The sequence below is a fragment of the Bradyrhizobium sp. NDS-1 genome (genome assembly GCF_032918005.1).
Taxonomy (GTDB): domain Bacteria; phylum Pseudomonadota; class Alphaproteobacteria; order Rhizobiales; family Xanthobacteraceae; genus Bradyrhizobium; species Bradyrhizobium tunisiense.
Window position 1 is genome coordinate 1,000,617 of the sequence record NZ_CP136628.1, and the last position, 14,346, is coordinate 1,014,962.

The following is a 14,346-nucleotide window of genomic DNA, read 5'->3' on the forward strand; positions in this document are numbered from 1 at the left end:
TGAATCTAGCCGGAGACGGACCATGCACCAGCAACTCCTCGACCGCCTCGCCATTCGCGACCTCGTCGAGAACTGGGCGGTGTGGCGCGATGCCGGCGACTGGGAGCGCTTTGCCACGGTCTGGCACGAGGAGGGCTGGATGTCCGCGACCTGGTTTCAGGGGCCGGCGCGGGATTTCATGCGCGTCAGCCAGGAGGGCTTCGCCAAGGGCGTGCGCATCCTGCACTTCCTCGGCGGCACCAGCATCGACCTCAAGGGCGAGCGGGCCATTGCCCAGACCAAGATGACGATCTCGCAGCGTGCCCTGGTGCACGACGTGCTCTGCGACGTCGTCTGCACCGGGCGCTTTTACGATTTCCTGGAGAAGCGCCAGGAAAGATGGGGCATCGTCCGCCGCCAGCCGATCTATGAGAAGGACCGGATCGACCCGGTCGATCCCGCCGCGACACTCCGTCTCGACCAGAAGGCGCTCGCCGCGCTGCCCGAAGGCTACCGCCACCTCGCCTACATGCAGGAGCTGATCGGCTACAAGGTCAAGCGCGACATGCCGGGCCTGACCGGCGCAGAGGTCGAAAAGCTATATGGCGAGGGGCGGGAGTGGCTCGCGGAAAAAGCCAAATAGCGCGACTCAAGCGAGCCCCAGAAAAAAGTAAGGCGCGACTGGCATCACCACAGTCGCGCCCTACGTCGCCGGCTTATGGGGCAGGGGGGAATAGCCGGCTGCTGAGACGACTCCTGCCTGCGCGAGTCGTTCCACGCCCCGCGAAATATTTTGCGCGCGCTGCGGCCATTGTCGCACACGGTTAAGTGATCGTAACGGTCAAGAACCCCTGGTCCACCGCCGGCGTTGTTCCCGTGATCGCCATGGGGCGAGGGATCGGCAGTCATGTCACAGATTTACAAGGCATTTTTGGGCGCCATCGCGATTGCCACAACGCTCGGCGCGGCGCAATTGGCCTCCGGCCACGATCTGGCCGACCGCTGGCAGGCGGTCGCCGATATCCCCAGCCACGGCTCGACCTCCGCGCCAAGCCAGAACGTCAACCGCGCCGGCAAGGCCGACCGGCTTGCCGACATCAAGCCCGCACCGGTACCCGTCCGCACCGTCTCAATGCGGCTGAACGATCTCGCCAATACCTCGGTGTTGCTGCGGGTGCCCGCGGTGATCGAGACCGGCAACGCCAAGCCGCCGATGCTGCTCCAGAACCAGAAGAAGGTCCGCAACAAGCCGACGATCGCCTGCGAGCCGATGGTCAGCTCCCTGACCGAGGTCGCAAAGCTGCTTCAGCCCGGCCGTTGCGTGACCTGATCCGCAAGGACGCCGGACCGGGCGTCCTTCCGCCGAGAGCAAGATCGTTCACGTCCACTTGATCCCCCGCACGCTCGCGTTATATCCCGGGTTTCTTCCCCTTCGTTTTGACCGGGTAAACGCATGACGACGTCAGACACGGCTGTGCATACGCAGCCCTTCCAGGCCGAAGTTTCCGAGCTTCTGCACCTCATGGTGCATTCCGTCTATTCCGAGACCGACATCTTCCTGCGCGAGCTCGTCTCCAACGCCTCCGACGCCTGCGACAAGCTGCGCTACGAGGCGATCGCCAGCCCGGCGCTGCTGGGCGAGGGCGACGCGCTCAAGATCCGCATCATTCCAAACAAGCAAGCCGCGACGCTCACGATCGCCGACAACGGCATCGGCATGGAGCGGCAGGAGCTGATCGATCATCTCGGCACCATCGCCCGCTCCGGCACCAAGGCGTTCGTATCGAAGCTGAAGGAGGCCAAGGATGGCCTCGGCTTGATCGGCCAGTTCGGCGTCGGCTTCTATTCCGCCTTCATGGTCGCCGAGAAGATCGCCGTGGTCAGCCGCCGTGCCGGCGAGAGCGACGTCTGGACCTGGACATCTTCCGGTGGCTCCGGCTTCGAGATCGCCCGTGCCAGTGACGAGGAGGCGGCGCGGCTGACGCGCGGCACCGAGATCGTTCTGCATCTCAAGGACGATGCCAAGAAATACCTCGAGGCCTACGAGATCGAGCGCATCGTCGGTGCCTATTCCGACAACATCCTGTTTCCCATCGAGCTCGTGCCGGAAGAGGGCGAGCCGCGCCAGATCAATTCGGCCAGCGCGCTATGGCAGCGCTCGAAATCAGAGCTCACGGCAGAAGACTACAAGAAAGCCTATCAGCAGATCGCGTCCGCCTTCGACGATCCCGCGATGACGCTGCATTACCGCGCCGAGGGCCGCTATTCCTACGCCGTGCTGCTGTTCGCTCCCTCGACCAAGCCGTTCGACCTGTTCGAGCCGAACCGCAAGGGCCGGGTGAAGCTCTACGTCCGCCGGGTCTTCATCACCGACGATGCCGATCTGCTTCCGGGCTATCTCCGCTTCGTCCGAGGCGTCGTCGACAGCGAGGACCTTCCCCTCAACATCTCCCGCGAGATGCTCCAGAACAATCCCCAGCTCGCGCAGATCCGCAAGGCGGTGGCGACCCGGGTCGTGTCGGAGCTCGAAAGCCTCGCCGAGAAGGATCCGGACAATTTCGCCAAGATCTGGGACGCCTTCGGCGCGGTGCTCAAGGAAGGCATCTACGAGGATTTCGAGCGGCGCGAGAAACTGCTGGCGCTGTCGCGCTTCACCACGACGTCGGGCGAGAAGCGTTCGCTGAAGCAGGTCATCGCCGATTTCAAGCCGAACCAGACCGAGATCTATTATCTCGTCGGCGACAGCATCGAGCGGCTGAGGTCCAACCCGCGGCTCGAGGCCGCGACGGCGCGCGGCATCGAGGTGCTGCTGCTGTCCGATCCCGTCGACGCCTTCTGGACCTCGATGCCCTCGGAGTTCGAGGGCAAGCCGCTGAAGTCGCTGAGCCAGGGCGATCTCAATCTCGACCTGATTCCGCGCGTCGACGACAAGGACGAGGCGAAGAAGGATGAGCCCGAAGCCGACGAGGCCGCCACCATCGCTGTGATCAAGGCCGCGCTCGGCGAGCGCGTCAGCGACGTCAAGGCCTCGACGCGCCTCACCAGCTCGGCCTCCTGCCTCGTCGCCGACAGCCAGGGGCCGAGCCGGGAGCTCGAGCGAATCCTGGCGCAGCAGAACCGCGGCATGAAGACCAAGCCGATCCTGGAGATCAATCTGCGCCATCCGATGGTGGGCGCGATCACCAAGGCGCAGGCCGGCTCCAAGGCGGTCGACGACCTCAGCCTGCTCCTGCTCGAACAGGCGCAGATCCTGGATGGCGAATTGCCGGAAGATCCCGCTGCGTTTGCGGCGAGGCTGAACCGGCTGGTGCTGCAGGGGCTCGGCGCATAGCGCCGTAGCCCGCTGCACTCACCTTGCCGTCATCCGACCCAAGAACTGTCGCCGCCGGCTTCGTGTTATGCCATAGCAGGCCGTCGGCATCAGACCCGCCGCCGACGTCGTCGATTCGAGGATTAAGTCCATGCGCCTGCCGATCTTGACCCTCACCGCGACTGCGGCGCTGTTCGTTGCGGCACCGGCCAATGCTCAGAGATACGACCCGCGCTATCCGGTGTGCATGCACGTCTATACGGCCGGTGGCGGCTTCGGCGGTGGCGGCGGTGATTATTTCGACTGCTCTTTCACCTCGATGCCGCAATGTCGGGCCACGGCGTCGGGGCTCGCGGCGAGCTGTGACGTCAATCCCTACTACGCGCCCAAGGAGCCGCCGCCTCGCCGGCGCCACAAGAAGCCGCACTAGCGATCGTCGATGCGGCGTGCAGGAGCACTCTTCATGCGTCTCTGGTCGTGCCCCATCATCGTCGTCGCGGCATTGCTCGCGCTCACGCCCTCGCATGCGCAGACCTACGATCCGAGCTATCCCGTCTGCATGCACGTCTATTCCGGCCGCGGCGGCCTGAATTGGTACGATTGCTCGTTCACCTCGATGCCGCAGTGCCGCGCCACGGCCTCGGGCCGCGCCGCCACCTGCGATCTCAATCCGTATTATCGGTCCAATGTACCTTCGCAGCGCCAGCGTCACCGGCGCAGCGGCTAGCGCCCCTGCACAGGCCACCAAGCCAATCGCGGTCCGCTTGTGCAGATGATGTGAGGGCCAGGCGCTCCGCCCATCTTGCGCCGGCCATCGGCCTGCGCCGACACCATGCCGCCGAGATCGCCGGCCTGGTAAAGGATAGCTAGCGTTAATTCCGCACTAACCGGGTTTTACCTTGTCCTTTAACACCTAGGCAGGGCGCGCGAGCTAAGTTGCCGGAACCAGCAGAAACGTTCCGAAAGAATGAACGGCAATGACGACCGCTGTCATCGAGCAACCGAAAACCGGGCGTGCCCCTTCGGCTTCAAAGATCTGGCTGAAAGCCATCGAGCTCACCGCGCGGATCGAGACGTTGCCCGGACGTCTGTTCGCCGACGTCATCGACGATTGGGCGCAGCGTCAGCCCGACCGTGTCGCGCTGGTCACCGATGACACGAGTCTCGTCTATCTAGGCCTGTCGAAGCGCATCAATCGCTACGCGCGCTGGGCGTGCTCGGTCGGCGTGACCAAGGGCGATATCGTCGCGTTGATCATGCCGAACGGCATCGACTATGTCGCGGCATGGCTCGGCATCAGCCGTGTCGGCGGTGTGGTCGCGCTCCTCAATACCAAGCTGGTCGGTCAGTCGCTCGCGCATTGCATCGACGTCGCCAAGCCCAGGCATATCATCGTGGCGCACGAGCTCACGGAGATATTCGAGAGTTCAACGCCGCATCTGAAGACCCAGGCCAAGGTCTGGACGCATGGCGATGCCCGCAGCGATCGCGCCATCGATGTCGCGCTTGCCGTGCTGGACGACGCTCCTCTTTCGCCGCTGGAGCGCGGCGAGGTTACCATCGACGACCGTGCGTTGCTGATCTACACCTCGGGCACGACAGGCCTGCCGAAGGCCGCCACCATCAGCCATCGCCGCATTCTCAATTGGGGCTTCTGGTTCGCCGGCCTCACCGCCGCGACCCCCCAGGATCGGCTCTATGATTGCCTGCCGTTATTCCACTCGGTCGGCGGCATCGTCGCGCCGTGCAGCATGCTGGCCGCCGGCGGCTCGGTGGTGATCGCGGAGAAATTCTCTGCGTCGCATTTCTGGCCCGACATCGTCCGGCACGATTGCACGCTGTTTCAATACATCGGCGAGCTCTGCCGCTATCTGCTCAAGGCGCCGCCGTCGGAGTACGAGAATCGTCATCGTCTCCGCCTCGTCTGCGGCAACGGCCTGCGCGGCGACATCTGGGACGACTTTCAGGCGCGTTTCGCCATTCCCCGCATCCTCGAATTCTATGCGGCGACGGAAGGCAATTTCTCGCTGTTCAACGTCGAGGGACAGCCGGGCGCGATCGGCCGTGTCCCGCCGCTGCTCGCGCATCGCTTTCCTGCCAATCTCGTCAAGCTCGACCCCGACAGCGGCATGCCGCTACGCAATGAAGAGGGATTTTGCCTCGCCTGCGCTCGCGGCGAGGCCGGCGAAGCCATCGGCCGCATCGGCACCGCCGATGAGGGCGGCGGCCGCTTCGAGGGCTACACCGACGCCGGCGAGACCGAGAAGAAGATCCTTCGTGATGTCTTTGCCAAAGGCGATGCCTGGTTCCGCACCGGCGATCTGATGCGGATCGACGACAAGGGCTTCTTCCATTTCGTCGATCGCATCGGGGACACTTTCCGCTGGAAAGGCGAGAACGTCGCGACCTCGGAGGTGAACGACGCGATGCGCGATTTCACCGGCGTGGTCGATGCCACCACTTACGGCGTCGCCATCTCCGGTGCCGACGGCCGCGCCGGCATGAGCGCGATCGTCGTCAACGAGGGCTTTGACATTGGGGCATTGCCCGCACATCTGGCGCAACGCCTGCCGGCCTACGCACGTCCCGTCTTCATCCGCATCTCCAGCGAGATCGATGCGACCGAGACGTTCAAGCAGAAGAAGGGCGATCTCGCGAGGGAAGGCTTCGATCCCGCCGCGATCTCCGATCGGCTGTTCATGGCAGACCCCGGATCTGGCGCCTATGTGACGTTGGATGCGGAGGCCTTTGCACGAATCCTGGACGGTTCGATCAGGCTTTAGAACGCGCGAAAATCGGCAGATAGGTCCAATTTTATCTGAATTGTCCAAGAAGGCATTTACTTCTGTCGGGTAAACAAGCGGCCATGGGGAGGCGGCCAGCAAGAGCCGCCGCAACAGCAACGATAACAAAGCGAGCCAGCCATGTCGGTAAGGTCTAAGGTCATTGAGGCGATCCAGCAGATCGCCAGGGAGCAGCACGTCACGCTTCCCGCTCTTTCGGACGATCTGTCCCTGCACGAGACGGGCTTCGACTCGCTCGCCTTCGCCATTCTGGTCGCACGTCTCGAGGACGAGACCGGCGTCGACCCCTTCACCATCTCCGAGGACGCTGCATTTCCCGCCACGGTGGGCGATTTCGTGCGGGCCTACGAAAATGTCCCCGCGTGAGATCTTTGCGCTCCGCGACCATCTCAGCGCGGAGCTGAAGGGCCGCACGATCTCCGATGCGCACGATGTCGTGTCGCTGACCGACGTCCTGTCGCACACGGTCCTGGGCGGCCGCCTGCGCGAATTGTCGGGCCGCGCCGTGCTGCTCAAACTATCGGACCAGCTTCGCTCCGGCCTTGCGATGATCGAGCTCGACGGCATCGCCCGTCGCATGTTGCTATGTCCACCCGATCTCAACGCGGCACATCTCGACGCGCTGATCGCAGATGCCGCGATTGACGCCGTCGTCACCGACGAGCCCGACCGCTGGACCGACACGGGCATCGCGCTCGTCGTCACTGCGCAATTGCCGCTCGAAGCCGCCACGCCAGCCAAGTCCGAACGCGCAACCGAATGGCTGATGCTGACGTCGGGCACGGCTGGCGTGCCGAAAATCGCGGGCCATACGCTGGAGGCGCTGACCGGCGCGATCGTCGCCGAGGGCCCCGCACGCGGACCTGCGCCGGTGTGGGCGACGTTCTACGACATCCGCCGCTATGGCGGCCTGCAAATCTTCCTCCGCGCCATCCTCTCCGGCGGCTCCATGGTGCTGTCGGATCCGCAGGAGGCGCTGGCCGATCACGTCGCACGGTTGAATGCGCGCGGGGTCTCCCACATCTCGGGCACACCCTCGCACTGGCGCAAGCTCCTGATGAGCGGTTCGGCCACGCAATTCGCCCCGGCTTACGTCCGTCTCTCCGGTGAGATCGCCGACCAGGCGGTGCTCGATGGTTTGAAGTCGGCATTTCCCAACTCCTCCATCGGTCATGCCTATGCCTCGACCGAAGCCGGCGTCGGCTTCGCCGTGAATGACGGGCTGGAGGGCTTTCCGGCCGACTATCTCGGCAATCGCAACGGCGTCGAGATGAAAGTGGTCGACGGCTCGCTCCGTATCCGTTCGACGCGCACCGCGCATGCCTATGTCGGCCGCAGCGCCGGGGCACTCACCGATGACGACGGATTTGTCGACAGCGGCGACATCGTCGAGCTGCGCGGCGACCGCTATTACTTCGTCGGCCGCCGCGGCGGCATCATCAATATCGGCGGGCTGAAGGTCCACCCCGAAGAGATCGAGGCAGTGATCAACCGACATCCCGATGTGCGGATGTCGCGGGCAAAATCGCGGAAGAGCCCGATCACCGGCGGCATCGTCGTCGCCGACGTGATACTCACTGCGGGTACCGATCCCGCGCGCGCCAAAGAGATTCGCGACCAGATCCTGGATCGGTGCCGCGCGCAGCTCGCCTCCCACAAGGTGCCGGCGGTGATTCGCTTCGTCGAGGCGCTCGATGTCACCCCGGCCGGAAAACTGGCGCGAACCGATGCATAAGAACGTTCTCGTCACCGGCGGTAGTCGCGGCATAGGTCTTTCGATCGGCAGACGCCTCGCCGGCGCCGGCTACAACGTGATCGCGGCGGCGCGGCGTGAGAGCGAAGAGCTCAAGGCTGCGATTGCCGGGTCCGACGGGCGGCTGCATTTCCGTGCATGCGACCTTGCGGTGATCGACGCCATTCCGGCCTTTGCAAAATTGGTGCGCGACGAATTCGGCCCGGTCTACGGCCTCGTCAACAATGCCGGCCTCGGCACTGAAGGCCTGCTCGCCACCATGCATAATTCCGAGATCGAGGCGCTGGTGCAGCTCAACGTGCTGTCGCCGATCATCCTCACCAAATATGTGGCGCGGCAGATGATGGCGGACGGCGCCGGCCGCATCATCAACATCTCCTCGATCATTGCCACGACCGGCTATAACGGCCTGTCCGTCTACGGCGCGACCAAGGCCGCCGCCACCGGCTTCACCCGATCGCTTGCGCGCGAGGTCGGCAAGGTCGGCATCACGGTGAATGCCATCGCGCCGGGCTTCATCGACACCGAGCTCACGCATAATCTTTCCGGCGACGGCCGCAAGCGCATCGCCGGCCGCAGCGCGCTGCGCCGCCTGCCGGAGACGGACGACGTCGCGCGCATGGTGGAATACCTGCTCGGCGAGGGCGGCCGCAATGTCACCGGGACCGTGTTCACAGTTGATGCCGGGAATACGGCATAGGCGGAACCGTGACATCAACACTGCGTTGATCCGGCGCAATGACAGTCAGCCGGATCTGGTCGTAAGATGCCTCGCATTCGATTGGGTTACGTCAATCGATCTGCCCTAATCGACAGGGAGCAGTCCATGGCCATGCCTGACATGACCGCTTCAAATCAGGACGCCACGGCACAATCCCGCGCAAAGCCGGATGATGGCCATTGTCCGCCGATGACGCATCAGAATTCCGGCGGTCACGGCCATGAAATGTACCCGCAGCAATTCGTGCGCCTGGTCGGCTGCCACGATGCCTCTCTCGAAACCTTGCGCAAGCGTCAGGACGAGAAGCTGCACTGAAGCGCGCCGAGATTGGAAGAATCGTCATCGCGCTCCAGGTTCTTGTTCGAGCATGATCTTTTCGGAAAACCGCGGCCATTTTCCGGATCATGCGTTAGCTCCTCACGTCCGGTGCTTCGGCAGGTCGATTCGTTGGTGTGAGAATTCCGGCGGGCCTTCGGTGAGGCGGCGGATCCGGCGCTCGCGTTCGTCCGCCGGCAATGCGGGATCGAGCAGGGTCTCGATCTCGTGAACTGCGATCTCTTCGATCCTGGTGTCGTCCGAGGCGATCGGATGCCCCGCCAGGGGCGCCGGCGGCGCGATCTTCAGACCCAGCTCGATCAGCTTGCAGATTGCGTCCGAGCGGGTCATGCGATGGGATTCAGCCCAGGCATCGACCGCCTCCGTCAGTCTTTCGGGCAGCTTGACCGCGCTGACCGGGTCGATGCCGGTGCGCCGGCGGACCGGAACGGTGGAGTCCTTGTTGCCGAAGTCGGGCACCTCGATCATCCCATGCAACCCTTTGAGCTCGACAAGGATAGCCGCACTCCCCGGCCCCTCGCTTGATGCCGATCAATGACATGCTGCGGCATTGCAACGCGGTCACATCTTGTTGCCGCCGCACCTTGTTGTCCTGGCCGGTTTCGGCCAAAGATTGAAAGGGACGCCGGCCGGCGAAACCGGATCCATTCCGCCCCGTATTTGTTTCGCATTCCAAACACCCAGCAGCCGCGATGACCTCAGGCGAATCCTTCTATGGCGGCATTCCCGTCTTCCGCGGCTTCACCAGCCTGATGGACCCTGCGCTCTATGCGCCGCTGCCGGACGATTGGAGCATCGGCGTTGCCGACATCGTCGATTCCACCAAGGCCATCGCGGCGCAGCGCTACAAGGCGGTCAACATGGCCGGCGCGGCCGTGATCGCGGCGGTGACGAACGCGCTCGCGGGGCGCGAATTCCCCTTCGTGTTCGGCGGCGACGGCGCCAGCTTTGCGGTTGCGCCTCACGATGCCGAACTGGCCCGCGACGCGCTGGCTGCAACTGCGACCTGGGTGCGGGAGGATCTCGATCTGGAGATGCGGGTGGCCCTGGTGCCGGTCAGCGCCATCCGCGCGCAAGGCCTCGATGTGCGCGTGGCACGCTTCGGTCCCTCGGCGAACCTGTCCTATGCGATGTTCTCCGGCGGCGGCCTCGCCTGGGCCGATGCTGCGATGAAGCGCGGGGAGTTTGCCGTTCCCGAAGCGCCGGCGGGCACGCAGCCGGATCTCTCCGGCCTGTCCTGCCGCTTCGAGGTGATACCGGCCTCACGTGGCCTGATCCTGTCGGTTCTGGTGATGCCCGCTCGCGGGGGCGATCCGAATGCCTTCCGCAAGGTGATCGAGGACATCATCCATCTCGTCGAACGCAGCCCGGATGGTGCGCGCCCGGTGCCCCCGCAAGGGCCACCGTTGAAATGGCCGCCGCAGGGGCTGGACTTCGAGGCCCGCACAAGGCGCGGTGGTCCGCTGCTCGCGCGCCGCGCCAGCGTGCTGGCCTATACGCTGTTCGTTTATCTCGTCATGCGCTTCGACCTTAACGTCGGCGGCTTCGTGGCAAACGTCTACAGGCGTCAGGTGGTCGAGAACTCGGACTTCAGGAAGTATGATGACGGCCTGCGCATGATCCTTGACTGTACGCAGGAGCTCGAACGCGCGTTGAGCGATCGCCTCGCGGCCGCCGCGGGCGAGGGCGTCGTGCGTTACGGCCTCCATCGGCAGGATGCTGCGATGATGACATGCTTCACCCCGTCGGTGCTGCGCAGCGATCACGTGCACTTCATAGATGGCGCGCGAGGCGGCTACGCCTCGGCGGCAACCGCGCTGAAGGCAATGATGGCGTGAGGCGTCAGCGCCCGGCGCGAGTCCAGGTCTCGCCGCCGCAGAGCGCGCCGACGCAGCCTTCGACCCGTAGCGAATCCGCCGACGTTACGGTGACGCTGCTGGCATAGCTACTGCCATCGTCGGCGTTGTAGATCTGGCCCGACCATTTGTTCTGGCCTGACGGCTGCATGGCACTGAACAATGGCAGACCGATCATCGGACGCCTGGCGAGCGCGGGATTGGGATTCTTGCTGTCGGTGGCGGGCTGGCCGGTGGCGGTGTCGTAGGGTTCGCGCAGCCAGACGATGTGGCCACAGATGCCGTCGCCGCACCTGCTGATCTTGACGCGCGCATCGCCCGCCTGGGTGAGCCAGGTCCCGTCGGCGCTCTGCGCACGCGCGGCAGATGCGCCAAGCAGCGCGGCGATGAGGACGATGAGAGCAGAGAATCTGGAAGTCATGGAGAGGGGTTCCGAAAAATGGAGCGCCTCCATAGCAGGCCGGCGGGATAGTGCAACGCTGGCCGGAATCACATTCCTGCGTTTATTCGTCCGCTCACTTGGCTGCGCTCATTTGCCCCAGCGCGCGACGGCCACCGAGGCCGCAGTCGACAGGCCGAACACGACCATGGCACCGCCGACCAGCGCGAACAACGTCCAGGCCGGCGCCTGCGCCGTCATCAGGCCGATGCCGCCGATCGCAACGATCAGAAGCCGCGCGGTAGAGGCCAGGACGGGCCCACCGACACGCGTCGCGCCTTGCGAGGAGAAGTAGAGCGACACACCTATGCCGAAGAACACGAAGGCCGGGCCGGCCCAATGGAAATAGCTGTAGGCGGCGGCGGTGACGGCGGGATCCCGCGTGAAGAGCGTGACCCACAGCGAGGGATAGATCGCGATGACGAGCCCGATCAGGCCAACCGTAAGTCCGGAGGCCGCAGCTGCAGTCCAGGCCACGCGTCGCGCGCGCTTCACATGTCCCGCGCCCATCGCCACGCCGACCATCGGCACCGAGGCGATGCCAAAGGCGAAGGTGATCGGGATCAGCAGAAATTCCAGCCGCGAGCCGATGCCGTAGCCTGCCAGCATCTCGGTGCCGAAGGTGGCGAGGATTTTCGTGAAGATCAGAATGGTGAGCACGGTCTGCAGCGGCGACAGACAGGCCACCGCGCCCACTTTGAGAATGTCCAGGAACATTGCGCGCTCGAAATGAAACGCGCGAAGGTTCAGCGGCAGTCGGCTGCGGCCGGAGGCGAGATACCAGAGGAGGAAGATCGCGGCGAAGCTGAACGCGATCAACTGGCCGCTCGCGACGCCGGGCATGCCGAACTGCTTCACGCCGAACAGACCGAGCCCCAGCGTGCCGCCGAGCGCGATCTGGAGCACGCCCGCCGCGATCAACGTTATCGAGGGAATGCGCATATCGCCGGTGCCGCGGATCACCGAGGCCAGCGTGTTGACGAGCCAGATCGCGACCGCACCGGAAAACAGCACCTGCGAATAGCCGCAGGCTTCCTCGAGCACGTGATCGCGTCCGCCGAGCAGCGCGAACAACGAGCGGCCGAAGACGAGCATCATCACCGTGAAGAACAGTCCGCCGCAGAGGCCGATGATGGCGGCATGCAGCGCCAGCGTCGCTGCGCGGTCCCGATCGCCTGCGCCGAGCGCGCGGCTGATCGCGGATGAGACGCCGCCGCCCATCGCGCCCGCGCTCATCATCTGCGTCAGCATCGCGAACGGAAACACCAGCGCGATCGCGGCGAGCGGAACGGTGCCGAGCCGGCCGATATAGGAGGTCTCGGCGATCGAAACCAGCGTGCTGCCGACCATCGCGATCATGTTGGGAATCGCGAGCCGCAGCAACGTGGACAGGATGGGGGCCGTCAGCAGGCTGGCGATGGAGGAGGCGACCGGGGCACGCGGCGGGGCGGCGTCTAGGGTGGCGTCGATCGTCATGTGTCACCGGACGGAATTTAGATGATGATTGACATGTTATAGGGGCAGGCAGGGCCCGGCGGCATCCTCACCTCACGCAGGGGTCACCACGGCAAGCCGCATAGGTCGATGGTGCCCAAGGTCGGCGCCCGGACGATGTTGAAGACGTAGGGTGCCATGTGGGTGAACCGGATCCGCCCCTCCGGCTGCTCGCAATAGACCTCGCCCTCGAATGGCAGCCAGCTCCGGGCCGCGTAGAACGCGGCGTTGTGCGGCTCGCAGAACAACAGTGCGAACCGGACCGCCTCATTCGCGCGCATGGTGTGCACAGCCGCGTCGATCGCCAGGGTCGCGTAGCCGCGGCCACGCCGGTCTTCGCGGGTGCAGACCCCGCCGATGCCGCCGATATGCGTCTTCTGTCCGTTCCAGGTGACGGTCCGGAAGTAGATGCCGACATGACAGACGAGGCCGTCCTCGGGCGTCTCGATCAGCACGCGCAGATCGGCATTGGCCCATTTCACGTGAGCCCAGGGCTTGTCGGCGACCAGATGCGGTGCCCAAATTGCCTGATGCAGTGGCTCCGCGATCGGCCAAGAGGCATCGCCGTTCAGGATGTCGATCTCGACGCTCATCGCTCCGTCTCTCTCATGTTCGGTTCGCGGTGCATTCGTTCTGTCATAACCGCTTCAAAGGCAATGATATTTTGCGGCGATCGGCCAACCCTGGGCGATCGTCCGCCGCCCGCACCGATTTTTGCAATCGTGCCAAGCAGCCGCATCACGCGTTTTGGCAAATTGGCGGTATTTAACGGCCACGGAACCTTCTATAAGGGGTGACCGTTAGAACTCGTTCCCCCATCAGTCGCGGACAACACCCATGACCTTTACGCTGCCCCCACTCCCTTACGCCTATGACGCCCTCGGCCAGTTCATGTCGAAGGAGACGCTGGAATTCCACCACGACAAGCATCATCAGGCCTACGTCACCAACGGCAACAACGCGCTCAAGGGGACCGAATGGGAAGGCAAATCCCTTGAAGAGATCGTCAAGGGCTCGTTCGGCAAGAACCCCGCGGTGTTCAACAATGCCGGCCAGCACTACAACCACATCCACTTCTGGAGCTGGATGAAGCCCAATGGCGGCGGCACCAAGCTGCCGGGCAAGATCGAGAAGAAGATCAACGAGGACCTCGGCGGCTTCGAGAAGTTCAAGACCGACTTCCAGGCGGCCGGCGTCGGCCAGTTCGGCTCCGGCTGGTGCTGGCTCCAGGTCAAGAACGGCAAGCTCGAGATCTCCAAGACCCCGAACGGCGAGAATCCGCTGGTTCACGGCGCCACCCCGATCCTGGGCTGTGACGTCTGGGAGCACTCCTACTACATCGACTATCGCAACCGCCGTCCCGACTATCTCAAGGCGTTCGTCGAGAACCTCGTGAACTGGGAATACGTCGAGTCCCTGCTCGAGAAGGCTTGAGCTTCTCGGTCATTCCGGGCCGCCCGCAGGGCGAACCCGGAATCCAGAGGTTGTGGCGCGAGATTCCGGGTTCGGCTTCGCCGCCCCCGGAATGACAAGAATAGCGAAAGGCGGTCGCATGTGCGGCCGCCTTTTTGCTGTTTGGAAAGCCCTGCGCGGCGCGCGCATGGGTCTGCCGTCCTATCGTTTGCATCCGGGGAACACCGCCCTTAATCAGAAC

Annotated in this window: 16 protein-coding genes; 12 read left to right on the top strand and 4 right to left on the bottom strand. The window is 64.3% G+C overall.

What is annotated here, in order from left to right; genetic code table 11:
* The first annotated feature begins 22 nt into the window (after positions 1–22).
* The 10 genes from RX330_RS04670 (at position 23) to RX330_RS04715 (ending at position 8,882) form a co-directional block, all read left to right on the top strand.
* Entirely contained in the window at positions 23–622 is a 600-nt protein-coding gene (locus tag RX330_RS04670) for a nuclear transport factor 2 family protein (protein WP_317242219.1), read from the top strand.
* A 264-nt stretch (positions 623–886) separates the two neighbouring features.
* The gene (locus tag RX330_RS04675; RefSeq protein WP_317242220.1) at positions 887–1,309 is read left to right on the top strand and encodes a hypothetical protein; all 423 of its coding nucleotides are present in this window, start codon (positions 887–889) and stop codon (positions 1,307–1,309) included.
* Between the two features lie 123 nt (positions 1,310–1,432).
* On the top strand, positions 1,433–3,310 hold the full coding sequence (gene htpG, locus RX330_RS04680; RefSeq protein WP_317242221.1) for a molecular chaperone HtpG: 1,878 nt from the start codon (positions 1,433–1,435) through the stop codon (positions 3,308–3,310).
* 130 nt (positions 3,311–3,440) lie between these two features.
* Positions 3,441–3,719 carry a DUF3551 domain-containing protein gene (locus RX330_RS04685; protein WP_317242222.1) on the top strand — a complete coding sequence of 93 codons (279 nt, stop codon included), beginning with the start codon at positions 3,441–3,443 and terminating at the stop codon, positions 3,717–3,719.
* A gap of 33 nt (positions 3,720–3,752) precedes the next feature.
* Positions 3,753–4,016, top strand: a complete 264-nt coding sequence (locus RX330_RS04690; protein WP_212079896.1) for a DUF3551 domain-containing protein — start codon at positions 3,753–3,755, stop codon at positions 4,014–4,016.
* 250 nt (positions 4,017–4,266) lie between these two features.
* Positions 4,267–6,072 (top strand): long-chain-acyl-CoA synthetase, encoded by a 1,806-nt coding sequence (locus RX330_RS04695; RefSeq protein ID WP_317242223.1) that lies wholly within the window; start codon positions 4,267–4,269, stop codon positions 6,070–6,072.
* 141 nt (positions 6,073–6,213) lie between these two features.
* The gene (locus RX330_RS04700; RefSeq protein ID WP_008135396.1) at positions 6,214–6,459 is read left to right on the top strand and encodes an acyl carrier protein; all 246 of its coding nucleotides are present in this window, start codon (positions 6,214–6,216) and stop codon (positions 6,457–6,459) included.
* The gene (locus tag RX330_RS04705; protein WP_317242224.1) at positions 6,446–7,828 is read left to right on the top strand and encodes a class I adenylate-forming enzyme family protein; all 1,383 of its coding nucleotides are present in this window, start codon (positions 6,446–6,448) and stop codon (positions 7,826–7,828) included. The genes RX330_RS04700 and RX330_RS04705 overlap by 14 nt, the downstream gene beginning before the upstream one ends.
* Positions 7,821–8,546, top strand: coding sequence for an SDR family NAD(P)-dependent oxidoreductase (locus RX330_RS04710; protein WP_317242225.1), 726 nt, complete (start codon positions 7,821–7,823; stop codon positions 8,544–8,546). Before RX330_RS04705 ends, RX330_RS04710 begins: the two co-directional genes overlap by 8 nt.
* A gap of 126 nt (positions 8,547–8,672) precedes the next feature.
* A complete protein-coding gene (locus RX330_RS04715) occupies positions 8,673–8,882 on the top strand; it encodes a hypothetical protein (protein ID WP_212079900.1) in 210 nt (69 codons plus the stop codon).
* A gap of 102 nt (positions 8,883–8,984) precedes the next feature.
* On the opposite strand, the gene RX330_RS04720 is transcribed toward RX330_RS04715, so the two are convergent.
* Positions 8,985–9,371 (bottom strand): hypothetical protein, encoded by a 387-nt coding sequence (locus RX330_RS04720; RefSeq protein ID WP_317242226.1) that lies wholly within the window; start codon positions 9,369–9,371, stop codon positions 8,985–8,987.
* Between the two features lie 224 nt (positions 9,372–9,595).
* Between RX330_RS04720 and RX330_RS04725 the strand changes: the two genes are divergently transcribed.
* Positions 9,596–10,741, top strand: coding sequence for a DUF3095 domain-containing protein (locus RX330_RS04725; RefSeq protein ID WP_317242227.1), 1,146 nt, complete (start codon positions 9,596–9,598; stop codon positions 10,739–10,741).
* 4 nt (positions 10,742–10,745) lie between these two features.
* Here RX330_RS04725 and RX330_RS04730 read toward each other — a convergent pair whose 3' ends face one another.
* The 3 genes from RX330_RS04730 to RX330_RS04740 form a co-directional block, all read right to left on the bottom strand.
* Positions 10,746–11,180, bottom strand: a complete 435-nt coding sequence (locus RX330_RS04730) for a DUF2147 domain-containing protein (RefSeq protein ID WP_317242228.1) — start codon at positions 11,178–11,180, stop codon at positions 10,746–10,748.
* Between the two features lie 108 nt (positions 11,181–11,288).
* Positions 11,289–12,674, bottom strand: a complete 1,386-nt coding sequence (locus RX330_RS04735) for an MATE family efflux transporter (protein WP_317242229.1) — start codon at positions 12,672–12,674, stop codon at positions 11,289–11,291.
* Between the two features lie 83 nt (positions 12,675–12,757).
* Complete coding sequence (locus RX330_RS04740) at positions 12,758–13,285, bottom strand: GNAT family N-acetyltransferase (protein ID WP_212079907.1); 528 nt, start codon at positions 13,283–13,285, stop codon at positions 12,758–12,760.
* A 244-nt stretch (positions 13,286–13,529) separates the two neighbouring features.
* Here RX330_RS04740 and RX330_RS04745 point away from each other — a divergent pair, with 244 nt between their 5' ends.
* On the top strand, positions 13,530–14,126 hold the full coding sequence (locus tag RX330_RS04745) for a superoxide dismutase (protein ID WP_018316199.1): 597 nt from the start codon (positions 13,530–13,532) through the stop codon (positions 14,124–14,126).
* The last annotated feature ends 220 nt before the right edge of the window (positions 14,127–14,346 follow it).

Bases quoted from the DNA above. Each gene is read 5' to 3' on its own strand.
- RX330_RS04670 (WP_317242219.1), top strand. From the start codon at position 23: ATGCACCAGCAACTCCTCGACCGCCTCGCCATTCGCGACCTCGTCGAG.
- RX330_RS04675 (WP_317242220.1), top strand. From the start codon at position 887: ATGTCACAGATTTACAAGGCATTTTTGGGCGCCATCGCGATTGCCACA.
- htpG (WP_317242221.1), top strand. From the start codon at position 1,433: ATGACGACGTCAGACACGGCTGTGCATACGCAGCCCTTCCAGGCCGAA.
- RX330_RS04685 (WP_317242222.1), top strand. From the start codon at position 3,441: ATGCGCCTGCCGATCTTGACCCTCACCGCGACTGCGGCGCTGTTCGTT.
- RX330_RS04690 (WP_212079896.1), top strand. From the start codon at position 3,753: ATGCGTCTCTGGTCGTGCCCCATCATCGTCGTCGCGGCATTGCTCGCG.
- RX330_RS04695 (WP_317242223.1), top strand. From the start codon at position 4,267: ATGACGACCGCTGTCATCGAGCAACCGAAAACCGGGCGTGCCCCTTCG.
- RX330_RS04700 (WP_008135396.1), top strand. From the start codon at position 6,214: ATGTCGGTAAGGTCTAAGGTCATTGAGGCGATCCAGCAGATCGCCAGG.
- RX330_RS04705 (WP_317242224.1), top strand. From the start codon at position 6,446: ATGTCCCCGCGTGAGATCTTTGCGCTCCGCGACCATCTCAGCGCGGAG.
- RX330_RS04710 (WP_317242225.1), top strand. From the start codon at position 7,821: ATGCATAAGAACGTTCTCGTCACCGGCGGTAGTCGCGGCATAGGTCTT.
- RX330_RS04715 (WP_212079900.1), top strand. From the start codon at position 8,673: ATGGCCATGCCTGACATGACCGCTTCAAATCAGGACGCCACGGCACAA.
- RX330_RS04720 (WP_317242226.1), bottom strand. From the start codon at position 9,371: ATGATCGAGGTGCCCGACTTCGGCAACAAGGACTCCACCGTTCCGGTC.
- RX330_RS04725 (WP_317242227.1), top strand. From the start codon at position 9,596: ATGACCTCAGGCGAATCCTTCTATGGCGGCATTCCCGTCTTCCGCGGC.
- RX330_RS04730 (WP_317242228.1), bottom strand. From the start codon at position 11,180: ATGACTTCCAGATTCTCTGCTCTCATCGTCCTCATCGCCGCGCTGCTT.
- RX330_RS04735 (WP_317242229.1), bottom strand. From the start codon at position 12,674: ATGACGATCGACGCCACCCTAGACGCCGCCCCGCCGCGTGCCCCGGTC.
- RX330_RS04740 (WP_212079907.1), bottom strand. From the start codon at position 13,285: ATGAGCGTCGAGATCGACATCCTGAACGGCGATGCCTCTTGGCCGATC.
- RX330_RS04745 (WP_018316199.1), top strand. From the start codon at position 13,530: ATGACCTTTACGCTGCCCCCACTCCCTTACGCCTATGACGCCCTCGGC.